Source organism: Psychroflexus torquis ATCC 700755 (assembly GCF_000153485.2).
GTDB lineage: Bacteria > Bacteroidota > Bacteroidia > Flavobacteriales > Flavobacteriaceae > Psychroflexus > Psychroflexus torquis.
The window spans coordinates 3,906,317-3,927,884 of the sequence record NC_018721.1 but is presented as its reverse complement, the minus strand read 5'-3'; the positions used below and the strand labels follow the sequence as shown (position 1 = coordinate 3,927,884).

The following is a 21,568-nucleotide window of genomic DNA, read 5'->3' as shown; positions in this document are numbered from 1 at the left end:
GATATAGGAGAAAAAAGCCCATTTTTCGGCTATTCAGCAAGGATTTTACCCGCAATCTCTTGCACAGTAATATTTTCCATATAAATTTGTAACGTGTTAATACGATGTTTAATCAACAAAATCTAAAATTTTAATTATGAACAAAACAAATTTAATTGATGCCATGGCAGAAGATGCTGGTGTTACAAAAGCAGAAGCTAAAAAAGCATTGGAGTCTTTTCTTGAAAATGTAGAAGGTGCTCTTAAAAAAGGAGATCGTGTATCTTTAGTTGGATTTGGATCTTGGTCGGTATCTAAAAGAGCTGCTCGTGAAGGTAGAAACCCACAGACTGGGAAGACTATTAAAATTGCTGCTAAAAATGTAGTGAAATTTAAAGCTGGATCTGATTTGCAAAAAGCAGTTAACTAAAGTTATAAAACTTACATTTCTTCAAAAATTAAAGACCTTTCTTCCAAAAGGTCTTTTTTTATTGATAAATTTTTATACTTTTAATTAAATTGTTAAATCTTACACGTTCACTATGGAAAAACTTCAACCCCACCGAGGAGATATTTTAGTATCAGAACCTTCTACGATTGGCGATTTAACTTTCAATCGCTCTGTTATACTCTTAGCCCATCTGGATGCTGAAGGTGTAGTAGGCTTTATCCTGAACAAACCCCTAGATATTAATCTTGAAGAATTGATTCCTGAAATAGAGGAAAATTTTAAAATTTTTAATGGAGGACCTGTTGAACAGGAAAATTTATACTTTATTCATAATGTTCCTCACCTCATTTTAGAAAGCGTGGAAATTAAAGAGGGCATTTACTGGGGAGGCTCATTTGAAACTATTGTAGAATTGATCAATACTAGACAAATTACTTCGGCTAACATTAAATTCTTCTTGGGCTATTCCGGCTGGGATCCTTCTCAATTAGAAACTGAAATCGATATGAATACTTGGGTCATAGACTATGAGACTAAGGCGAATGACATTCTCAACTCATTGAAATACGGTCAATTCTGGCAAGAAAAAATGAAAAAACTTGGTGGAGATTATCTTATTTGGTCCAATGCGCCTGAAAACCCTAATTACAATTAAATATCTACCAATCTTGCTTTAGCATTTAGCTTTCCAACTAGGTTTCTAGCCACTGTATTGGTATACGTCTTCTTTCTATATTTAGTAATCGATTGAATACCTTGTATGGCATTGGTAAAGAATATTTCATCTGCCTTTTGAAGTTCAAAAGGAGAAACAGACTCCTCTTTTAAAGTGAAGTCTTCAGATTTATTGAGTATTTCTATAAGCTGTTTTCTGATAATTCCATTCAAACATCCATCAGATAATGGCGGTGTTTTTATGTCTTTCCCCTTAATAATGAATACATTACCATTGGTCATTTCAAGTACTGATTTATTTTGATTGATTAAGAAACAATTATCAAATCCATTTTCTTTAGCATAGATCCCTGCTAAAATATTTACCAACTTATTGTTAGACTTAATCGTCGAAAGCATCCCAGAAAGCACATAATGATCTTTGAATAACTCCACTTCATAAGGATCATCACTAATTGTAAAAAAAGCACCATCTAAAGGTTTTACACTTATAAAATAACCAATAGAATTTCTTTCGGGTGTATAATAACCCCCTGCTTCTCTATGGATATTAATTTTAACGCGAACAGGTGAAGACCCTAAATCATTAGCTTTAATAAGCTCTATGATTTTTTCTTCAAGAAATTCTGGGGAAAAGTCCATCGGAATAGACATTCTTAAGATTCTCATAGACGACATTAATCTAAAGTAATGGGATTCCCAAAACATAATTTTAGAATTAATCACTCTCATGGTCTCAAAGAGACTATCGCCATAATTATAACCTCTGTTATTGAGATTTAGTGTTGCTTCATCAGATGGTAAAAGATCACCATTAAAACTTACTTTCATAACGTGTTTGATTTTAAGAGGATCCTAGAATTTGTTTTAAATCTGATACCATGTTATCCCAAAGCATCTTGCCCTCATCTTCTTCACCTTCTTCAGCAAAATCTGTGATCATCAAAGAGACGTCTTTAGTGATCTCATCTACTTGAATTTTCATTTCAAAGAAATAATTTAAGCTCTCTTCTTCATCTTCAGTCCATCTTAATTTGATTCTATCGTCTGCTTTTTTAGAGAGAAGTTTTGCTTCCTCTTCGCTCCCTTCCCACATAAATGTGAATAACTCGCCTCTAGAATTCACATTATCCGCAAACCACTCGCTTAATCCAGAAGGTGTTGAAATATATTGGTATAGCAAAGATGGGGAAACCTGTATAGGAAATTCCATCTCGTATTTTACTTTATCACTCATTGCACTAAATTTTATTTTGAAAAGCAATATATGGATAATTGCGTGAAGTATAAAAACTTTATTTAAAATTATTGTACAATCAAATTTGTTAAAGCAAAAGATAATATTATCTTTGCAAAACTTAAATGGCGTGGTAGCTCAGTTGGTTAGAGCGTCGGATTCATAACTCGGAGGTCACGAGTTCAATTCTCGTCCACGCTACATTTAAAAACCTCACTATTAGTGAGGTTTTTTTATATATAAACTTTTCGAAAAAAGGACTTTTAAGGCATTTAAATAAACTCTTCATATTGTTAATAAATCACTTAAAATCAGAGTTTTAAATATAATCGAACTTACTATTTAAGTGTTATTCATGTCTATAAAGATTAAACTGCATCGTTTTTTATAGGATATAAAAGAAATAAATTTAAACCTTTGAGTCTAAAAAAGCTTTGTAGTTAACAGGCCTTGAGACCGTTCTAATTTTTACTCTTATTTTGAGCTTCTATGTCTTTATCAGATTGTTCTTTAAGCTTTGCTTTTGCTAAAAGTTCTCTATCAAAATGAACACCATCACCATGCATATCAGCTAAATGCAATTCATTTTCAGCTTTTCCTCCATCTTTCTTAGGTCTAATGCCGTTATATTTATCAGTTGATCCCATAATTTTTCATTAAATATAGATATAAATTCACATTTAAATTATCTAATGAAGCGTTAAAAGTTAAGATCATTACTAATTTGATAGTTTATTTATTAATTCTTCTAGATTAAATGATTCTTGTTCTCCAGAGTTCATGTCTTTAAAATTATAAACTTCAGATTCCATTTCAGTACTTCCCGCTAAAACCACATAAGGAATATTTCGTTTATCAGCATAAGTCATTTGTTTTTTCATTTTAGCAGCATCGGGATATAATTCAGCCGCTACAGAAGAAGTTCTTAGAGCGTTAACCGCCTTTAAAGCATACAAAGCTTCTTCTTCACCAAAGTTTATAAACAAGACTTTTGTTGATTCCTCTATAGCCTTTGGAAATAAATCCAACTCCTCCAAGACTAGATAAATCCTATCTAGTCCAAATGAAACTCCTACTCCACTCATCTTATTCTTCAGCCCAAAAATACCGGTGAGATCGTCGTATCTTCCACCGCCACCTATCGATCCCATTTTGACCTTTTCTGGGGCAGAAATTTCAAAAATAGCTCCCGTGTAGTAATTGAGTCCGCGAGCTAAAGTCACATCCAAGTCCAATTTAGCCATCTTGAGAGGCAGGGACTGAAGGGCCTTTTCTATAAATTCAAGTTCTTGAATTCCCTTTTGCCCTACTTCAGAATTAGAAAGTAAAGATTTTAAAAGCTTAATCCTTGTTGAAAAATCACCTTCAAGGCTAAAAATAGGCTGAATGTTTTTAAGAGCGTTTTCAGAAATTCCTTTGTCAAGCATTTCCTTTTTCACGCCCTCCTCCCCTATTTTATCCAACTTGTCAAGAGCTACCGTAAAATCTACCAATTTGTCACTTTCTTCAATGACTTCTGCTAGTCCTGAAAGGATTTTTCTGTTATTCATTTTAATAGTCACCCCTTCTAAGCCTAAACTTGAAAATACAGCATCATAAAGCTGAATAAATTCCACTTCTTGCCATAGACTATCACTCCCAATTACATCGGCATCGCATTGTAAAAACTCTCTAAATCTTCCTTTCTGAGGTCGATCTGCTCTAAATACAGATTGAATTTGATAGCGTTTAAACGGAAAGTCGATTTCGTTTTGGTGTTGTACCACATACCGTGCAAAGGGAACAGTAAGGTCGTACTTAAGGGCCTTTTCTGAGATTTGAGTCGATAGTTTCAGGCTATCTTGAGAACTATAAACATCTGAATTTAATTTTCTTAAAAAGTCCCCAGAATTCAATATCTTAAAAATAAGACGATCTCCTTCATCACCATATTTTCCCATCAAGGTTTCAGAATTCTCGAATGTTGGAGTTTCTATAGGTTGAAAGCCAAAGGTTTTAAAATGCTTTTCAATTGCAGAGATAATATAGTGTCTTCTGCTCACTTCAAGTGGAGAAAAATCACGAGTCCCTTTTGGTATTGAAGCCTTGCTTGCCATGTGTTGTTCTAAAAATTATAAAAAAGCTAAAATATAGTTACTTTTCAACCATACCACTAAAATAGTGATAAAGTTTGCCTTTGGTAATGTGTGCTCCTTGTTTAATCAGTGCAAAAATATCCTTATTTCTGTCCTCACTTAAAGCTTTTCTAGACGTGTAGATATGTACATCCTCATTCAATAAGTTATCCCTAAGCCATTGGAAACCTTGTTTAGTATTGATATCGACAGTTTCGTTTTGAATTTTAATGCCTATAAGATCTATATGCTGATCTGTAAATTCAAAAAGAAACAACTGCTGTGGAGAGAAATGTTCTAGGTAGTTAACGTTGTTCAACACCCCTTCCCAAACCAAATCGCTAAATACATCCAATTCATCTTCTGCCACCTGCGGTTTGTTGGTTTTGATATCCTCCCATTCTTCATTGGTGATAGATTGGCTTGCCAAGAAATTAATAAATTCTTTGTTCATTTCCTTAAGCTGTTCCTGTGTAAGTCTTTCGTATTTCATAATTGCAAAAATAAAAAAAGATCGGTAGTTGGTCTACCGATCTTCCTTTTGTTCATTGTTTTATTTTAAAAAATGTAACGCAACCCAACTTGCATTCTCCATCTAGAGAGTAAACTTGTGTTAACGGCAAAGGTATCTACTCTATTCTCATTGTAAGTATATACAGGTTCATTGGTCGCAGGATCCACAACCACCCCTATAGGCTGTTGATTAAATGGTTCTTGAACGACACCCCAATCTGAATTCAATAAATTTCCAAAGTTCAAAATGTCAAGACTTATCTGGATTGTGTTGAATTTTGTATCGTTAACTTTAAAATTATAATCTTGAAGTATTTTAATATCCACTGTACTTCTCCATGGGGCTTTAGCACCATAACGTCCAAAATAACTTCCTCTATTATCACTCATATAATCGTTATTTTCAATAAGAGTATTAAAAGCCTCAGCTTGTCCAAGACCAGAAAAAGTCATTTGATCTAACTCCTGAACCGTAGGGATATAAAGCAAATCATTTCTATCTGACCCATCATTATTAATATCTCCTCCGTAGGTAAAATTATAACGTCCACCTTGAGCATACTCTATAAAACTAGATACTGTTGTTTCCCATTGATTACTCTTCCCGTATTGCCAATTTTTGGAAATAACAGCTATAAACCTATGCGTATCTCCATATTTAGAAAAGCCTAACGCATCATTATTAGCATTTCCTACTGTTGGGTTAAAGGTAAAAGCATCTCCTGTAATTTCAGCTTCTATAGAGTTTACATCTTTAGCATTCAAATAGCTATAAGATGTGCTAACATAGAGACCATTATCAAAATACTTTTTCAAAGTTCCTACTGCATTAAAAATGCGTCCTTTATTGGAATTTGTAAAGACATACGCATCATTTTCGCCCTTATCTGCTGCTCTATAGATAGCTCTGCTGTCTACGCCTTCCAAAGTTCCTGTTGGCTCTTTGAGTCCCCAGTTTTGAACATGTGCAGCATTGATGTCTTCCGTATAAGAAATATCTGTACTTGCAATAAGTCCATTTTCAAATTTATAATCTAATCCAATATTAGTTCTCCAAACTTGTGGAAATTTAAAATCTGGATCTACGATTTGGAAAAATCCCTGATCGGCTCCACTTACTTGATTACCGATCCAAACAAAAGGTAATCTACCAGTGAACACTCCTGTTCCACCACGGATTTGAAGGGTTTTATCATTTCTAACATCCCAGTTGAAACCCATTCTAGGAGATATTAAGAATTGATCTGTAGGTAATTGAGTTGAATTTAAAGTCGTTTCTGCATTGGTTTCAGGATCAAAATAGACCGTTGTTGGATCCACTGAAGCGCCATTATCGATATCTATATATTCTTGAATCTTCTCATCGGTGTCAAAATATAAGGGTTTGTCTAAACGCAAACCAAAAGTGAGCTTGAAATTGTCGGTCATACTCCATTCATCTTGAGCATAAAAAGACAGCTGACCTACATTGGTTTCAGAGAGTCTCCAACCTCCGTCGTTTCCAACTCCATTGGCATTTCTAGAATCGAAAGTGGATTGAGCAAAAGCTAGATTTTGAGCAATTGCACTTTGAGCTCCTGCACTCGCATCTGTTAGAAATGCATTGACCGAAGGATATTCTCCTCCTAGAAATGTTCCATAATATCCATTAGGATTACCGAAATTATCATAGCCCCCTAAATTAAAGGAGTTATCAAATTCAAATCTTTCGAAAGATCCACCAATAGTTATGGAGTGGTCCCCCACAAAAATATTGACATTATTGGTCACTTGAAAAACCTTTTGTTGCAATTCATTATTGATAGAAAAAGGTTCGTGTCCAGCAATGATGTAGTTGGATCCGTTCCCATCTTGTATGGTAATAGGAGGTGCTGGAGTGGAAAATGGACTTCTAAAGTCATCAAAATAAGTATAACCGGCTTGAAATTTATTAGAAACATTCCCAAACGTTGAATTCAATTCAAATTGAAAAGAATCGAGGTTATTATTGATTTCATAGGCTGAATTCTCAAATTGAATAACCGAAGGACTAGGACCTCTAAAGCCTAAAGCTGTTCTATTGGCTGGAGTATCTTTTGATGCTTTTAAGAAATTATAGATAAAAGCAGCTTTGTGATTTTGATTGATATTCCAATCCAATTTAATAATTCCCTTGGTAGATTCTGAATTGAAATTAAAGTTCTCAAAACGTCCTGTATCGTAGCCTAAATCTGACAAAGCTTGAGAAACCGCAATCATATCTGAAGCTAAAACTCTAGACTCATTAATAGCTCCTGTACCTCTATTTGGAGAAAATGGAGATCCAAGATCAGTACGATCATCTTTTTCAAAATTGGCAAAGAAAAATAATTTATTTTCAACAATTGGCCCTCCAATACTCACACCATATTGTAGTTGCTCTAGATCTGCCTTGGGAACGTCCTGACCTTCAATTTTACCACCGGTTAAATTTTCATTTCTAAAAAAAGAATATACCGTTCCTTTAAAGGTATTATCACCACTCTTTGTCACTGCGTTCACAGAAGCTCCTGTAAAACCAGAAAGTGTAACATCATAAGGTGCTGTGGTTACCTTTATTTGCTCAATAGCATCTAAGGAGACAGGCTGAGCGCCTGTTTGACCACCAGGAGTTGGTGAATCCAATCCGAAAGGATTATTGAAAACAGCTCCATCTAACGTGAAATTGTTGAATTGATCATTTCTACCTCCAAAAGAGTTTCCACTTGCTGTAGGCTCTAGCCTTGTGAAATCTTGAGCTGATCTGGAAATGGTAGGCAGGCCTTTTAAATCTCTACTAGTGACTTGAGTTGCAGCTCCAGTTCTTTGACTTGAGAACGTAGGATTTTCAGATACGGTAATGGTGACTTCATCTAAGGCATTAGAAGAAATAAGTAAGGTCGCTTCAATATTGAAAGTTTCGCCAAGATCAAGGTTGATATTTTCTAAGATCCTAGTTTCAAAACCAACATAAGAAATAGCCACTGTATAAGGCCCACCTATTCTCATGTTATTGATTCTAAATCTTCCATCGAGATTGGTCATTGCTCCGTATACAGATCCTGTGGGAACATGAGTAGCAACGATGTTTGCTCCGGGAAGCGTAAGGCCAGTATCGTCTTTTACTAAACCTGACATGGTAGAGGTCGTCACTTGAGCAGTACTTGCAAAACCGATTAAAAATAAAATAATTAAAAAGTAATTTTTCTTCATTGTAAATTGTGTTTGAAATTTAAGTTATGGAAATAAAAAAAGCTGACTCGTTTGGGAGTCAGCTTTTTTTATTAGAATCTTTTTAAAAACATTAGCTTTCAGTGATTACTTCGAATGAAAAATCTAATATAACATCTCTGTGGAATCTTAGTTTAGCGTCATATTGACCTAAACGCTTAATGTTTCCACCAAGAATAGTAATGAATTTCTTATCGATATCTACTTCGTGTTTCGCTAGGTAATCTTTAAGGTCTGAAGTAGTAATACTACCAAACAGTTTATCTCCAGCTCCAGTTTTTGAAGTGATTTTAAGGTCAAGCTCTTTTGCTTTGTTAGCACGAGTTTTAGCCTCATCAATAACTTTTTTCTCTTTATAAGCGCGCTGCTTTATATTTTCTGCCAACACTTTTTTCGCAGAAGGAGTCGCTAATACAGCAACACCTTGAGGAATTAAAAAGTTACGTCCGTATCCGTTTTTCACAGATACAAGATCGTCGGTAAAACCAACATTGTCAACGTCTTTTTTTAGTATAATTTCCATTTTTCTGCCTTTTTATTTTAATAAATCACCTACATATGGCATCAAAGCTAAATGACGCGAACGTTTGATAGCTTGAGAAACCTTTCTTTGGTATTTTAAAGATGTACCTGTTAAACGTCTTGGTAAAATTTTACCCTGTTCGTTTACAAATTCCATCAAGAAGTCGGCATTTTTGTAATCTACATACTTAATACCTGCTCTTTTAAAACGACAAAAACGCGTTTTACTTTTTGTTTCAATATCTAACGGGGTAAGATACCTAATCTCACCATCGTTTTTTCCTTTTGATTGTTCTTCAATTGTTGCCATAATTACGCGCCGGTTTTAATTCGTTTAACTCGTTCTTTAGCCCAATCGATAGCATGTTTATCTAGCTTAACAGTTAGATAACGCATCATACGCTCGTCTCGTCTAAACATGACTTCTAAAGGCTCGATAGTAGGTCCTACTACCTCGTACTCAAACATGTGGTAAAATCCACTCTTTTTGTGTTGAATTGGGTACGCTAATTTTTTTAGCCCCCAATCTTCTTTGTTCACCATCTTGGCACCTTCAGAAACAAGAAAATCTTCGTATTTCTTCACTGTTTCCTTTATCTGGTCTTCAGATAAAACGGGATTCAAGATGAAAACAGTTTCATAATGATTCATAATTTTACATTTTAATTTAATGGGTGCAAAAGTACACTATATTTTGAATACTGCAAACTTGGTTTAAAGTTATATTATCAGGCACTTCTGTTTATTAAAATAAATTCATTCTCTTACCTTTACTCAAATTTTTCATTTATGATAAACACCTATATAGACCATACCTTATTGCATGCTGAAGCCACTTTAGCACAAATTCATAAGTTATGTGAAGAAGCCATTGCTTATAAGTTTGCAACGGTCTGCATCAACTCAAGTTATGTGAGTGCCGCCGCAAAGATCTTAGAAAAGTCCGACGTTAAAGTGTGCACCGTTGTAGGATTCCCCCTAGGAGCGACCTCTACAAAATCTAAAGTTGAAGAAGCCAAACAAGCCATTAAGGATGGTGCCTCAGAAATTGATATGGTTCTCCATCAAGGGCAGTTGAAGAGTAAAGAATTTCAATATGTTGAAAACGATATACAAGCTGTCAAAAATTGTATAGGAACTCATATCTTAAAAGTGATCTTAGAGATCTGCAATCTTACAGATGAAGAAATTGCTGAAGCTTGCCTGATAGCTGAACAAGCAGGCGCTGACTTTGTGAAGACTTCTACTGGATTTGGCAGTCATGGGGCTACGCTAAAGGCTGTCCAAATCATGAAGGAAAACATCTCAAGTCGAGTTCAGATTAAAGCGTCTGGAGGCATTAGGGATTCTAAAACCGCTCAACACTACATAAATATAGGTGTAACACGAATTGGAGCTTCTTCAGGAATTGCTATAGTAGAAGGAACGTCTTCATCCACTAATTACTAAAAATCAAAAAAATGAGTGTACATATTAATGCCAAAAAAGGAGAGATCGCAGAAACGATACTCCTACCTGGTGACCCTTTAAGGGCAAAATGGATTGCAGAAACTTATCTAGAAAATATCAGTTGTTATAACGAAGTTAGGGGGATGCTTGGGTATACTGGTACTTATAAGGGTCGTAAAATTTCAGTACAAGGAACTGGTATGGGTATTCCGTCTATAAGTATTTATGCCCATGAATTAATTTCGGAATTTGGAGTAAAAAACCTCATACGTGTAGGAAGTGCTGGAGCCATAAAACAGGACGTGAAAATGGGAGATGTTATTATTGCTATGGCGGCGTCTAGTTCGTCTTCTTTAAATAGAAATCGGTTTAATGGTGGAGATTTTGCTCCAACCGCAAGTTTTAATTTATTTGATAAAGCGATAAAGACTGCTAGAGATCAAAAAATCTCATTTAAAGCAGGAAATGTTTTGTCATCAGACTTTTTCTATACGGACGATCCTTTGGATTATGAAAAATGGGCTGCCTACAACGTACTTTGTGTGGAGATGGAAGCCGCTGGCTTATATTCTATCGCCGCCAAACACAACGTCGATGCATTAGCTATTTTAACCATCTCTGATTCTTTGATTACTGGAGAACAAAGTACAGCACAAGAACGAGAATCAACATTTAATAACATGATAAAAATAGCCCTAGAGCTTGGATAGTAAAGATTCGGATTCACAAATTCTAAAGCAATACCAAGGATTTTTGAAAACTGGATTGATGGTAAATCAACTTCCAGAGACAAAGATCCTTGCAATGCAACCCATTCTAAATCCAAAGGCTACACCCTTAGGAAATTTTCCTTTTGAAAAGGCTAGAGCCTTCAGCTTTTTAGGAAAGCGCGCTGAAGTATTTTTTCAATTATATCTGAAACAGTCCAGACGCTATAGAGAGATCGCTTATAGTCTTCAAATCATAAAAGACAAAACAACTCTTGGCGAGTTCGATTTTATCTGTTTTGATAATGACACTGGTAAAGTTGTCCATATAGAATTAGTGAATAAGATTTATTTATTTGATGATGGCCTTCACGAAGATCCAGATTTTTGCTGGATAGGTCCTAATAGACGCGACCGATTTATCGATAAGGCAGAGAAATTAAAAACTAAACAATTTCCATTATTATACCATCCAGATGCTGAAGCCACTTTGCATAAGCTTGAATTAGACCCATGGAAAATTCAGCAAAAACTTTGCTTTAAAGCCATATTGTTTCTACCCGAAAATAGTCATGTAAGGTTCCATAAGACGAATCTCAGTTGCATTTCTGGCTATTATTATACCTTGGATGAATTTTTAGACAAGCCCTGGAAAGATCATAAATTTTATATACCCAAAAAAATCAATTGGTTTACAGATGAAAGTCAGCATACCCTTTGGCGCTCTTATTCCAAAATTTTAATACAGCTTCATTACTTGGTGGAGCAAAACCAATCTCCCATGCTGCTTAGAAAAGACGAAAAGGAAAACACGTTTAAATGTTTTGTGGTCTGGTGGTAAATTATGGGTGCATTTCGATCACTTCTTCTGCTTGCATTTGTTCAATGGTTTGCTCTCCTATTCGATAGCGAACTAGTCTAAGAGTTGGAAGACCAATTTTGGCAGTCATTTTTCTTACTTGTCTAAATTTACCTTCAGTAAGCGTGATAGACAACCAAGAGGTTACTCCATGATCGTTTTCATTTCGAATATCTTTAGCGCGTTTTGGTAAATCTTGAGGTGGTTCCATCAGTTTAACTTGACAAGCCAATGTCTGGTAAGGTTTACCATAGATACTAATCTTTAAGCCTTTAGACAATTTTTCAACATGCTCTTTTTTTGCTATACCATCCACCTGCACCCAATATTCCTTTTCCATTCCAGAGGAAGTAATATGATGGCTAAATTTACCATCTGTTGTCAAAAACAATAAACCTTCAGAGTCTTGATCCAATCGACCCACCGACATTATTCCTTCAGGAAAATCGCTAAGCTCACCTAATAATCTCTTATTTTTGCGTCGCTTTTGGTTATAAACAAATTGACTTAACATGCCGTATGGTTTAAAAATTTTATAATAAGCCATTAATAAAAGTTTCAATAATTATATTTTAGCAAAAATACATTAAGAAGTATGACAGATCAAGTAAAAAGGAACTACGGACATATATTTGAGGAGAAGTTGATTCAAGAAATCAATGAGGTTGGAATTATAAAATCTATCGAAGCTGGAGGAGAATTGATTCGCCCTGGACAGTACATGAAGGCTATGCCATTATTACTAGACGGTGTTATAAAAGTGATGCGTGAAGACAAAGATGGTTTTGAACTTATGCTATATTTTTTAGAAAAAGGAGAAACCTGTGCTATGACTCTCTCTTGCTGTACTGGTTCTGCCATTAGTGAAATAAAAGCTGTAGCAGAAACCGATTCGGATTTATTGATGATTCCTATTGAAAAGATGGAAGAATGGTTGGGAAAATACAAATCTTGGAGAAACTTTATTTTTAATAGCTACCATGAACGTTTAATGGAGGTTCTTGAAACCATAGATAATATAGCCTTTAAAAGAATGGATGAGCGTTTGTTAGACTATCTTAGAAACAAATCCAAATACTATGTTGATTCAGAGATTAAAATAACCCACCAAGATATTGCCTACGACCTACATACAAGTCGTGTTGTTATTTCAAGACTTTTAAAACAACTAGAAAAGATCAACAAAATCAAACTTAACAGGAATTCTATTAAATTATTAAACATTGGATAGTGAGTAACTTTTGTTACTGTCTTTTTTGTTTAGATGCTGTTTATTTGTTTAAAATTTAGTGAGTCTTTTAAAATACTATTCAATATATTTAAAATAGAAATGTTTACTATTGAATTTATTATGAAGAGATTAAAATTAAAAAATTAGATAAAATCATGACAACTACAGTGGTAATCCAGAATTTGAAATGCGGTGGCTGTGCCCATACAATTACAAAAAATTTACAAACTTTAGAAGATGTTTCTCAACTAGAAATAGATGTTGAAAACGACAGGATTTCTTATAATTTCAACAATCGATCTACAGTAGGCCAAGTCAAAGAAAAGCTGAAAGTTTTAGGATACCCTATAATGGGAGAGACTAATACTTATTTTAATAAAGCTAAGTCTTTTATAAGTTGTGCTACTGGAAAATTAAATCAATAATTTAAAAAAGCAGCTATGACCATTAAACAATATAACGACAAACCCTTATCACATTTATCTTACGCTATTATAAGCGATGGAAAAATGGCACTTGTAGATCCCGCGCGAGATCCACAAGCTTATTATGACTATGCAGAAGAGCAAAAAGCAAAAATAGTTGCTGTCTTTGAGACGCATCCTCATGCTGATTTTGTGAGTAGTCACCTGCAAATACATCAAGAAACTGGTGCTGCGATTTATGTGAGTAAATTGGTGGGGGCAGATTATCCTCACCAAAGTTTTGATGAAGGTGAAGAACTTAAAATGAATGGCATCACTTTTAAATGTATCCACACGCCAGGACATTCTCCAGATGGAATAACAGTTCATGCTGTGGACAAAGCCACTACTAAAGAAGCTATTTTTACAGGAGACACTCTCTTTATTGGGGATGTAGGCCGACCAGATTTAAGAGAAAAAGCAGGAAATATGACTGCAAAGCGAAAAGAACTGGCGCAGGCTATGTATAAAACAATGACTACCAAATACAATCACCTATCCGATAATGTATGGGTCTATCCTGCCCATGGAGCTGGAAGTTTATGTGGTAAAAACATGAGTTCAGATACCACAAGTACATTAGGTAATGAGCGTATAGGTAACTGGGCTTTTCAAAAGCAAACCGAAGAAGAGTTTGTAAGTGAAATCTTAGATGGACAACCATTTATTCCTTCTTACTTTGGGCATAATGTAGATATCAATAAAACAGGGGCTGCTGTATTTAGGAAGTCTATTTCTGATATTCCTGTTCACCTGAACGTGGAATCTTTTGATGCAGACGCACCAGTCATAGATACTCGTCCCCAAGCAGTTTATAAAGCCAACCATTTGGCAAAAAGTTTCAATATAATGGCCAGGTCTGAAAATGATAAAATTGAAACTTGGATTGGAGCAATAATTCAACCTAACGAACAATTCTACCTAGTATTAGACTCTATTTCAGATTACGATGAAATTCTATCTAGAATTGCTAAAATAGGATACGAATCCCAAGTAAAAGCGGTCTTAACGCTTGGCCAGGCAAGTTTCAGGTCTTCTATTGATTTAGATTACACAGATTTTAAACAACATCCAGATCACTATACCATTATTGATATCCGGAATGTAAACGAGTTTCAAGACTCTCAAAAATTTGATTCTGCCAAGAATTACCCTCTTAACGAATTGAGAGCTTCGGCTAAAAATATTCCTACAGATAAACCTATTATGGTCCATTGTGCTGGGGGGTATAGAAGTGCTACGGGAAGTAGTATTATAGAATCTATCTTGCCAAAAGCTAAAGTTTACGACTTAAGTGAACACATTAACGATTTTGACTAAATAGATTTATAATTCATTTATTTTAAAGGTTGGTGAGTTCTCAGCAACCTTTTTTTTATAGTATTTTTGCTATTATGAATAAAAATATACTTTACCTCGGTTTTGCGTTAGCTTTAATTGGCTGTATGCAACCTCTAAAAAAAACCAGCAATAAACAAACTTTTTTAGTTCAAGGGAGTATCAATGGGGATTTTGAAGACTACATTTATATCCGTTTTGATGGTGCTCTAGACAGTGCTAAAGTGATTAATAATAGCTTTCAGCTTATAGGAGAAGTATCTTCTCCTAAGGCCTTTCAATTCAAATTTGATTCGATCTCTACCTCAGATGTTTTTTATTTAGAAAACGATACACTTCTTTTTGACATTCTTATTGATGAAGAAACCATAGACGGACAAAATTTTAAGCTCTACGAAACTAAGCAAGTGAGCGGAGGTAAAACTCCAACTCTAAAAAAAGAAATAGAAACCTATTTCAAATCTTTTTCCAAATCCAAGAAAAGCAGAGATGCTCTCTACTCAAAGATGGACAGTTTAATTAAAAAGTATCCAAATCATGACTATTTAGGAAAGGTACTTTCACAAATAGCAATGGAGCAAAATTTATTATTTAATGACATTAGAGGCTTATATTCTAACTTGGATGTTGATGAGCTGAACCCAAATGATGTCGCTATTTTAGAAAATTACCAAAACAAACGAAAAGTTTTTCAGATAGGAAATGAAATTCCTAACTATGAATTAATATCTATAGACTCTAAAGCAGTTGAATTCAAATCCCATTTAGCTCAGTATACTCTAATTCAATTTTGGAACAGTTGGTGTGAAAAATGCAGACTTCAGAACAATAAATTGAAGGAAATCTATGAAAAATATAATTTTAAGAACTTTGAAATTATAAGCATATCTTTAGATACTAATCAACAGGATTGGACATCTTCGGTTATGGAGGACTCTTTGCCTTGGGAGTCCTATAGGATTGAAAAAGGATTTACAGGTAAAATGTCTTCTGATATGGGGATTATTCATCTCCCTCAATATTATCTAATCGATGAGAAAGGTAGAATTATTGAAATTAATTTAAGTACAGATGAGTTGGATACAATTTTATCTGCTTTGTTAAACTAAACTAAATTTAAAACCGTTGTTATAAAAACTTTTAATTATGAAAAATGTTATAAAAAGTGTTGTCCTAGTATTTGTTTTCTTTTGTTCATTTCAGCTTAGTGCTCAAAGTTTAGATTTGGGAATAAAAGGAGGTGTTAATTATGCATCTATATCAAATCTAGATTCTGACGGAAGATTAGGCTTTACAGGAGGTGTTTTTGTTGGAGCTCGGTTCAACACCCTAGGACTTCAGGCAGAAGTTCTTTTTTCTCAACAAGGGGGTCGTTTTAATCAAAATGATATTGAAACGGACTACGTTTTGGTTCCTGTTCTCGCCAAATTGCACTTTTTAAGAATTTTTAATATACAGTTTGGTCCACAATTTAGCTATCTTTTAAACGAGAAAGATATCTTAGGATCAGAAAAGGTAGACATTTCTGGAGCCGTTGGACTGGGTTTGAGCTTGGGTTCTGGACTTCGTGTAGATGCTAGGTATAATTTTGGATTTACAGATGCCGTTGCTTTCAATGGTGCATCAGGGGAAAATAGATTTATTTCTCTAGCTCTGGGCTATTCTTTTTTATGAGTTTAGCTTGAATAACCTCTTGATTTTCGTCTATTGTTAATCTGAGCATCTCATAAGTGGGATGCGTAAAAATAAGCTCGTCTCCCCTATTTTTGGTATTTATTCTAAAAGAGCCATTAGAATTTGTTTTGGAATTTAGATCGGTACCCATAACCTGTACCAAGACATTTTCCAAAGGTTCGTCAGTTTGAGTTGTGACTTTACCATCGACGAGTTGACTATCGCTTCCACAGGATAAAAATGCAAAGGATAGCAGAATAAAAGTAATTTTTTTCATAGTATTATTGTAATAAATCTGATATTAAATTTCTTATGAAACGAATATACATTTTCCTTTTCATCTTCTGTTTCCCCTTAACAATGCACTCACAAATAGTGAATGCTGATCAAGAACTATTTAGCAGAGCAGATACTTTAAGAGGAGGTTTACGCGCAGAACGCACAAGTTTTGATGTACTCTCTTATACCTTGGACATTAAAGTAAATCCAGAGAAAAGATATATTCAGGGTTTTAATGAAATTGAATTTGAAGTCAGAGCTTCGACCAAGCGCATACAATTGGATTTATTTCAAAATATGAAGATTGACTCTGTTATTTTTGAAAGTAAATCTCTAAATTATGAGAGAGAGTTCAATGCGGTTTTTATCAATTTCGATAAGTCACTTCAAAAGAATTCTGTCCAAAACCTCAAATTTTATTATTCAGGATATCCAAAGGTTGCGAAAAATGCTCCTTGGGATGGTGGTTTTGTTTTTTCTAAAGATAGTAATGATAAGCCCTTTATAGGCGTAGCTGTTCAAGGAACAGGGGCGAGTTTATGGTATCCTAATAAAGACCACCAAAGCGATGAACCAGAGTCTGTTGATATAAAAGTGAGTGTTCCCAATGGACTTATGAATGTTTCCAACGGAAGATTAATTGCTGAAACAGCCATAGAAGATGGTTATACACAGTGGCACTGGAGAGTAGAACACCCTATTAACAACTATAATATCACGTTGAATATTGCTGATTATGTTCATTTTAAAGACCAGTATAACGAGTTGTCTTTAGATTATTATGTTCTAAAAGAAAATTTGGACAAAGCAAAGCAACAGTTCCAACAAGTTCACCCTATGATGGATTGTTTTTATGAAAAATTTGGAGACTATCCATTTCAAAAGGACGGCTTCAAACTAGTGGAAACTCCTTATTTAGGGATGGAACATCAAAGTGCTGTAGCTTATGGAAATGGCTACCAAAATGGGTATTTGGGCACTGACCTCTCCAAAACTGGAATTGGTCTTAAATGGGACTTTATTATCATCCACGAATCTGCTCACGAGTGGTTTGGAAATAGCGTCTCTGCAGCAGATATAGCGGATATGTGGATACATGAAAGCTTTACAGCCTATGCAGAATCTGTTTTTGTTGAATGTGAGTTTGGTAAAAAAGAAGCGATAAGGTATTTATACGGCCTTAGAGATATTATAGCGAACGATAGGCCTATAATAGGTAAATATGGAGTAAATCATGAAGGTTCTGGAGATATGTACTACAAAGGAGCTAATATGCTCAATACACTGAGAAGCGTCATTGATAACGATGAAAAATGGTGGAGTCTGTTAAAAGAATTTCATAAAACGTTTAAGTATCAAACCATCCAAGCAAACGATGTTATCAATTTCTACAACAGCAGGACCGAACTTAATCTCAAACCTATTTTCGACCAATACCTCAAATACAGTTCTATTCCTGAATTGCAACTTAAATTTGATAAGAATAAAACACTATATCTACGTTGGAAAACAGATGTTGAAAATTTTAAAATGCCTATTGATTTTCAGAATGTTGAAGAAGGTCAATTATCAAGAGCAGTTATAGACAACAATTGGAAAAAGATTGAAGTAGAATTGGAAGATCTTGGAGATTTGGCCATCAATAAATATGGATACTATATAACTATTATCCAAGTCAAATAAAATGGGCATTTACCCCATCAATTTTTTTAAGGTCTTTTGACGATGAATTTTACCAGAAGGAGTTTCTTCAAACTTTTCTATGAGATAAACATTTTTAGGCCTTTCATATTTATCAAATGTCTTTAGTTTTTTGACGACCTCTTTTAAATCGCTTAAGAACTTTTCGTTTTGGGGAGCTTCTACAAACAAAACCACTTGTTCACCTAAAGAATCATCTGCTAAACCAGCTATAAAAAAACGTTGAGTAATACGTTTTTGAAGTTTTTCTTCAACAGATTCTGGAAATATTTTAACGCCCCCAGAATTGATGATGTTATCCAACCTTCCTTTCCAATAGAATTTTTTAAAAGTTAAAACCTCAACGATGTCGTTCGTCTGAAGCTCTTCTTCTAAAATTTTTGGTGCTTTTATAATAAGACAATTATCCTCGTTTTTTGAAATACTTACATTAGGTAAAGCTTTAAAAGGACGCTTTTCTTTATTATCCTTTTTAGGATTTAGCCTTCTGGCTGCAATATGAGAAATGGTTTCTGTCATCCCATAAACTTCAAAAACTTTGGCGGGTATACCTTGGATTAAACCAATAAGATGTTCAGAAACGGTGCCACCGCCAACAATTAATTTTTTAATTAAATGCAATCTCCCTAAAGAATAGTCCATTTGAAAGGGAGTCATAGCACAGACATCATAGGTTTTAAAAAGATTATCTAGGGGGTTGGATTTAGGCTCTACAATGTCCAAATCCCATCCTAAAATCATTGCTCGAACCAGCATCATTCTGCCACCAATATAATCTGCAGGTAAGCAGAGTAAAGCTTTGGTGCCCTCTTTTACTTTGAAGAATTTACCTGTAGCTAAGGCACTATTAACCATCTTTTGTTTGTCTATAAAGTAGACTTTAGGATCTCCAGTAGACCCAGAAGTTCTTACTTTAATTGTATCATAATCATCATTAAGCCAATCGATTAAAAAATCTCCAATTTTTTCTTCATAAGCCTCACCTTCTTTTACATAACTATAGGCAACTGAATACAATTCATTTCTATCAAAATGAATCCCATTAATTTTGAAATTAGGATGTATTGCAAAAGGAGTACTGACCATCATTGTTTTATTTTGTCATACCAATACTAGATATTATAAATACAATAATCAATATTAAAATGTTAAATTTACATTATCGTGTTGATTCAGGCAAAATCACCTTTCCAAAAAGTTTAGATTTCCAGTTTTTCCATTTATAAACTTTAGCCATTACCAATAAATAAATAGGATAAACGATAAGAACTGGAAAAAAGACATCAAAACCTACCATGGGTTCTTCCGTATAAATCAAAATTGACTCTGTCTGAAAAGCAGTCCAGTCTGCGGTAACCAGCAAAGCTGTAATTAAATTATTCCCGGCGTGATAACCAATTGATAGTTCTAAACCTTCATCCATTAGCGCCATAATTCCCAAAAGAAAACCCGTACCAATATAACTTACCATAATGATATACCCGAGTTTTCCAACTTCTGGATTTCCAAGATGTAGAAGTCCAAACCCCAGTGAGGTTGCTATAAGAGGCAACCATCGGTTTTTAAAAATAACGCCTAAACCTTGCATAAAATACCCTCTGAAATAAAGCTCTTCAAAAGTGGCTTGAATAGGCACCATTATAATACCAATGATGGCTAGAATGATAAATTGATCCCATTTAAAGTTCCATAAATAGTCATCTGGATTAATCACATAGTCCAAAATAGTCATAATTACTATAAAAAAACCAACGATGCTAAACCCGAATGCAACGCGCTTCCAGTCAAATTTAGCTCTGGTGGTTAAGAGGTCTTTAAATTTCTGGTTGTGTAAAAATCTTACTATAAGCCAAACTCCAAAAAAACCAACAGCAAAAGAAAACAACATCAAGAAAAAAGTGAGGTTGGAGTCTAACGTACCCATTTGTACTTCATAATTACCAATTTCAGAAATACCATTTCCTTCTGCCATCAATTTATATGTAACAGCAGCTAAAAAAGGGATTGACCCCACTTGCCAAATTATGAATATTAAAAACGCACCTACTAGATATCTCCACCATTCATGATATCCTTTTGATGCTAATGCGATGTAATCTTTCATAAATTGAATTTATTTTCCCAAGGGTATTCTGGTTTGTACTTGATCTTTTCTCCCTCTACCGTTAAGGGACTTTGCATATTATTTGTATAAAGGCTTCCGGTTCCTAAGCCTTGAGGCATTTCATTGTGTTGCATAAATGTAAATTGCGAAATCGCATTTAGTCCAATATTGCTTTCTAAGGCGCTAGTCATCCACCATTTTATATGGTGTTTATTTGCCAAATCTATCCATTCCTGTGAGCCTTTAAAGCCACCAATAAGACTTGGTTTTAAAATAATAAACTGAGGTTGTATAGTTAGTAAAGCTTTTTCCTTTTTTGTTACATCTTTAAGGCCAATTAATTCTTCGTCTAAAGCAATTGGTAGAGGTGTTTGTCTACAAAAGTCCGCCATAGATTCCCATTGTCCTGCGGCAATAGGCTGTTCGATACTATGTAAATTAAATTCACTGAGTTGCTTTAATTTTTCTAAAGCAGAATCTTTAGAAAATGCCCCATTAGCATCTACTCTCAATTCGACTTCTGACGCTGAAAATTCACTTCGGATGTACCTCAACAAGTCTAATTCTGATGTAAAGTCGATAGCCCCAATTTTAAGCTTAATACAACTGAAACCTTGTTTGATTTTCTCTTGAATTTGAGATTTCATAAAAGACTTCTCGCCCATCCAAATCAATCCGTTAATGACCATTCCCTTTTTTCCTTCGGTAAATTCTGAAGGAAAAAGAACATAAGGGTTTGAAGAAGAAAAAGAGTTGAACGCCATTTCTAAACCAAATTGAATAGAAGGATAATCTGCTAATTTAAGATATAAGACATCTAAGCCTAAATGGATATTTTCACACACCCAATGAAGAGTTGCTTCATACTCTTCTATAGGATCAATACTCAATCCTTTTAGAAGTCCACACTCACCTATTCCATACTTAACATCGTCCTCAAATTTGATAAACCAAGAGTCTTTTGTTTTCAAAACTCCTCTTGAGGTTCCACTTGGTTGTTTGAAATTCAATGTATGTTTAAAGTAAGTTGCTTTCATTTTCAA

Annotated in this window: 25 protein-coding genes and 1 tRNA gene; 12 read left to right on the top strand and 14 right to left on the bottom strand. The window is 34.5% G+C overall.

The genetic code is table 11. The features are described 5' to 3' along the window. Positions 1 to 136 precede the first annotated feature (136 nt). A complete protein-coding gene (locus tag P700755_RS16875; protein ID WP_003438613.1) occupies positions 137 to 409 on the top strand; it encodes an HU family DNA-binding protein in 273 nt (90 codons plus the stop codon). Between the two features lie 112 nt (positions 410 to 521). Further along, entirely contained in the window at positions 522 to 1,085 is a 564-nt protein-coding gene (locus tag P700755_RS16870; protein WP_015025834.1) for a YqgE/AlgH family protein, read from the top strand. Here the strand turns inward: P700755_RS16870 and P700755_RS16865 are convergent. Next, entirely contained in the window at positions 1,082 to 1,936 is an 855-nt protein-coding gene (locus tag P700755_RS16865) for an aminotransferase class IV (RefSeq protein ID WP_015025833.1), read from the bottom strand. The two genes, P700755_RS16870 and P700755_RS16865, sit on opposite strands and share 4 nt — an antisense overlap. Positions 1,937 to 1,949: 13 nt before the next feature. Continuing rightward, a complete protein-coding gene (locus P700755_RS16860; RefSeq protein ID WP_015025832.1) occupies positions 1,950 to 2,342 on the bottom strand; it encodes an START-like domain-containing protein in 393 nt (130 codons plus the stop codon). A gap of 127 nt (positions 2,343 to 2,469) precedes the next feature. Here P700755_RS16860 and P700755_RS16855 point away from each other — a divergent pair. Further along, positions 2,470 to 2,543: transfer RNA gene (locus P700755_RS16855), tRNA-Met, on the top strand. A 260-nt stretch (positions 2,544 to 2,803) separates the two neighbouring features. Here the strand turns inward: P700755_RS16855 and P700755_RS16850 are convergent. From P700755_RS16850 to rpsF, 7 genes are all read right to left on the bottom strand, one after another. Further along, positions 2,804 to 2,989, bottom strand: a complete 186-nt coding sequence (locus P700755_RS16850) for a hypothetical protein (RefSeq protein ID WP_015025831.1) — start codon at positions 2,987 to 2,989, stop codon at positions 2,804 to 2,806. A 72-nt stretch (positions 2,990 to 3,061) separates the two neighbouring features. Further along, positions 3,062 to 4,438 carry a histidine--tRNA ligase gene (gene hisS / locus P700755_RS16845; RefSeq protein ID WP_015025830.1) on the bottom strand — a complete coding sequence of 459 codons (1,377 nt, stop codon included), beginning with the start codon at positions 4,436 to 4,438 and terminating at the stop codon, positions 3,062 to 3,064. Between the two features lie 37 nt (positions 4,439 to 4,475). Then, positions 4,476 to 4,949: a DUF6495 family protein gene (locus P700755_RS16840; RefSeq protein ID WP_015025829.1), complete on the bottom strand. Its 474-nt coding sequence runs from the start codon at positions 4,947 to 4,949 to the stop codon at positions 4,476 to 4,478. A 65-nt stretch (positions 4,950 to 5,014) separates the two neighbouring features. Continuing rightward, positions 5,015 to 8,179: a TonB-dependent receptor gene (locus P700755_RS16835; protein ID WP_015025828.1), complete on the bottom strand. Its 3,165-nt coding sequence runs from the start codon at positions 8,177 to 8,179 to the stop codon at positions 5,015 to 5,017. 91 nt (positions 8,180 to 8,270) lie between these two features. Next, positions 8,271 to 8,720, bottom strand: coding sequence for a 50S ribosomal protein L9 (gene rplI / locus P700755_RS16830; RefSeq protein ID WP_015025827.1), 450 nt, complete (start codon positions 8,718 to 8,720; stop codon positions 8,271 to 8,273). Positions 8,721 to 8,732: 12 nt separating this feature from the next. Continuing rightward, positions 8,733 to 9,029, bottom strand: coding sequence for a 30S ribosomal protein S18 (rpsR, locus tag P700755_RS16825; protein ID WP_003438584.1), 297 nt, complete (start codon positions 9,027 to 9,029; stop codon positions 8,733 to 8,735). 2 nt (positions 9,030 to 9,031) lie between these two features. Beyond that, positions 9,032 to 9,370 carry a 30S ribosomal protein S6 gene (gene rpsF / locus P700755_RS16820; protein WP_015025826.1) on the bottom strand — a complete coding sequence of 113 codons (339 nt, stop codon included), beginning with the start codon at positions 9,368 to 9,370 and terminating at the stop codon, positions 9,032 to 9,034. A 138-nt stretch (positions 9,371 to 9,508) separates the two neighbouring features. On the opposite strand from rpsF, the gene deoC reads away from it, so the two are divergent. Genes deoC through P700755_RS16805 form a run of 3 tightly spaced genes read left to right on the top strand, consistent with a single transcriptional unit; the run spans position 9,509 to position 11,716 of the window. After that, positions 9,509 to 10,168: a deoxyribose-phosphate aldolase gene (gene deoC, locus P700755_RS16815; RefSeq protein ID WP_015025825.1), complete on the top strand. Its 660-nt coding sequence runs from the start codon at positions 9,509 to 9,511 to the stop codon at positions 10,166 to 10,168. An 11-nt stretch (positions 10,169 to 10,179) separates the two neighbouring features. Next, on the top strand, positions 10,180 to 10,878 hold the full coding sequence (deoD, locus tag P700755_RS16810; RefSeq protein WP_015025824.1) for a purine-nucleoside phosphorylase: 699 nt from the start codon (positions 10,180 to 10,182) through the stop codon (positions 10,876 to 10,878). After that, complete coding sequence (locus P700755_RS16805; protein WP_015025823.1) at positions 10,871 to 11,716, top strand: DUF1853 family protein; 846 nt, start codon at positions 10,871 to 10,873, stop codon at positions 11,714 to 11,716. Before deoD ends, P700755_RS16805 begins: the two co-directional genes overlap by 8 nt. Before the next feature lies 1 nt (position 11,717). Here P700755_RS16805 and P700755_RS16800 read toward each other — a convergent pair whose 3' ends face one another. Next, positions 11,718 to 12,281 carry a pseudouridine synthase gene (locus P700755_RS16800; RefSeq protein ID WP_015025822.1) on the bottom strand — a complete coding sequence of 188 codons (564 nt, stop codon included), beginning with the start codon at positions 12,279 to 12,281 and terminating at the stop codon, positions 11,718 to 11,720. A 48-nt stretch (positions 12,282 to 12,329) separates the two neighbouring features. On the opposite strand from P700755_RS16800, the gene P700755_RS16795 reads away from it, so the two are divergent. The 5 genes from P700755_RS16795 to P700755_RS16775 all read left to right on the top strand — a co-directional run bounded on the left by P700755_RS16795 (position 12,330) and on the right by P700755_RS16775 (position 16,441). Beyond that, positions 12,330 to 12,965, top strand: coding sequence for a Crp/Fnr family transcriptional regulator (locus P700755_RS16795; protein ID WP_015025821.1), 636 nt, complete (start codon positions 12,330 to 12,332; stop codon positions 12,963 to 12,965). A 155-nt stretch (positions 12,966 to 13,120) separates the two neighbouring features. Then, entirely contained in the window at positions 13,121 to 13,390 is a 270-nt protein-coding gene (locus P700755_RS16790) for a heavy-metal-associated domain-containing protein (protein WP_015025820.1), read from the top strand. Positions 13,391 to 13,405: 15 nt separating this feature from the next. Then, positions 13,406 to 14,749 carry an MBL fold metallo-hydrolase gene (locus P700755_RS16785; protein ID WP_015025819.1) on the top strand — a complete coding sequence of 448 codons (1,344 nt, stop codon included), beginning with the start codon at positions 13,406 to 13,408 and terminating at the stop codon, positions 14,747 to 14,749. Positions 14,750 to 14,874: 125 nt separating this feature from the next. Then, complete coding sequence (locus tag P700755_RS16780) at positions 14,875 to 15,876, top strand: thioredoxin-like domain-containing protein (RefSeq protein WP_245535961.1); 1,002 nt, start codon at positions 14,875 to 14,877, stop codon at positions 15,874 to 15,876. Between the two features lie 37 nt (positions 15,877 to 15,913). Next, positions 15,914 to 16,441: a porin family protein gene (locus P700755_RS16775; protein WP_015025817.1), complete on the top strand. Its 528-nt coding sequence runs from the start codon at positions 15,914 to 15,916 to the stop codon at positions 16,439 to 16,441. Here the strand turns inward: P700755_RS16775 and P700755_RS16770 are convergent. After that, a complete protein-coding gene (locus P700755_RS16770; RefSeq protein WP_041758480.1) occupies positions 16,407 to 16,718 on the bottom strand; it encodes a carboxypeptidase-like regulatory domain-containing protein in 312 nt (103 codons plus the stop codon). The two genes, P700755_RS16775 and P700755_RS16770, sit on opposite strands and share 35 nt — an antisense overlap. A 35-nt stretch (positions 16,719 to 16,753) precedes the next feature. On the opposite strand from P700755_RS16770, the gene P700755_RS16765 reads away from it, so the two are divergent. Then, positions 16,754 to 18,403: a M1 family metallopeptidase gene (locus tag P700755_RS16765; RefSeq protein WP_015025816.1), complete on the top strand. Its 1,650-nt coding sequence runs from the start codon at positions 16,754 to 16,756 to the stop codon at positions 18,401 to 18,403. A gap of 9 nt (positions 18,404 to 18,412) precedes the next feature. Here the strand turns inward: P700755_RS16765 and P700755_RS16760 are convergent, their stop codons facing one another. The 3 genes from P700755_RS16760 to P700755_RS16750 all read right to left on the bottom strand — a co-directional run bounded on the left by P700755_RS16760 (position 18,413) and on the right by P700755_RS16750 (position 21,562). After that, complete coding sequence (locus tag P700755_RS16760) at positions 18,413 to 19,510, bottom strand: AMP-binding protein (RefSeq protein ID WP_015025815.1); 1,098 nt, start codon at positions 19,508 to 19,510, stop codon at positions 18,413 to 18,415. A 70-nt stretch (positions 19,511 to 19,580) separates the two neighbouring features. Further along, positions 19,581 to 20,525, bottom strand: coding sequence for a CPBP family intramembrane glutamic endopeptidase (locus P700755_RS16755; RefSeq protein ID WP_015025814.1), 945 nt, complete (start codon positions 20,523 to 20,525; stop codon positions 19,581 to 19,583). Continuing rightward, positions 20,522 to 21,562 carry an o-succinylbenzoate synthase gene (locus P700755_RS16750; RefSeq protein WP_041758478.1) on the bottom strand — a complete coding sequence of 347 codons (1,041 nt, stop codon included), beginning with the start codon at positions 21,560 to 21,562 and terminating at the stop codon, positions 20,522 to 20,524. Before P700755_RS16750 ends, P700755_RS16755 begins: the two co-directional genes overlap by 4 nt. Between the last annotated feature and the right edge of the window lie 6 nt (positions 21,563 to 21,568).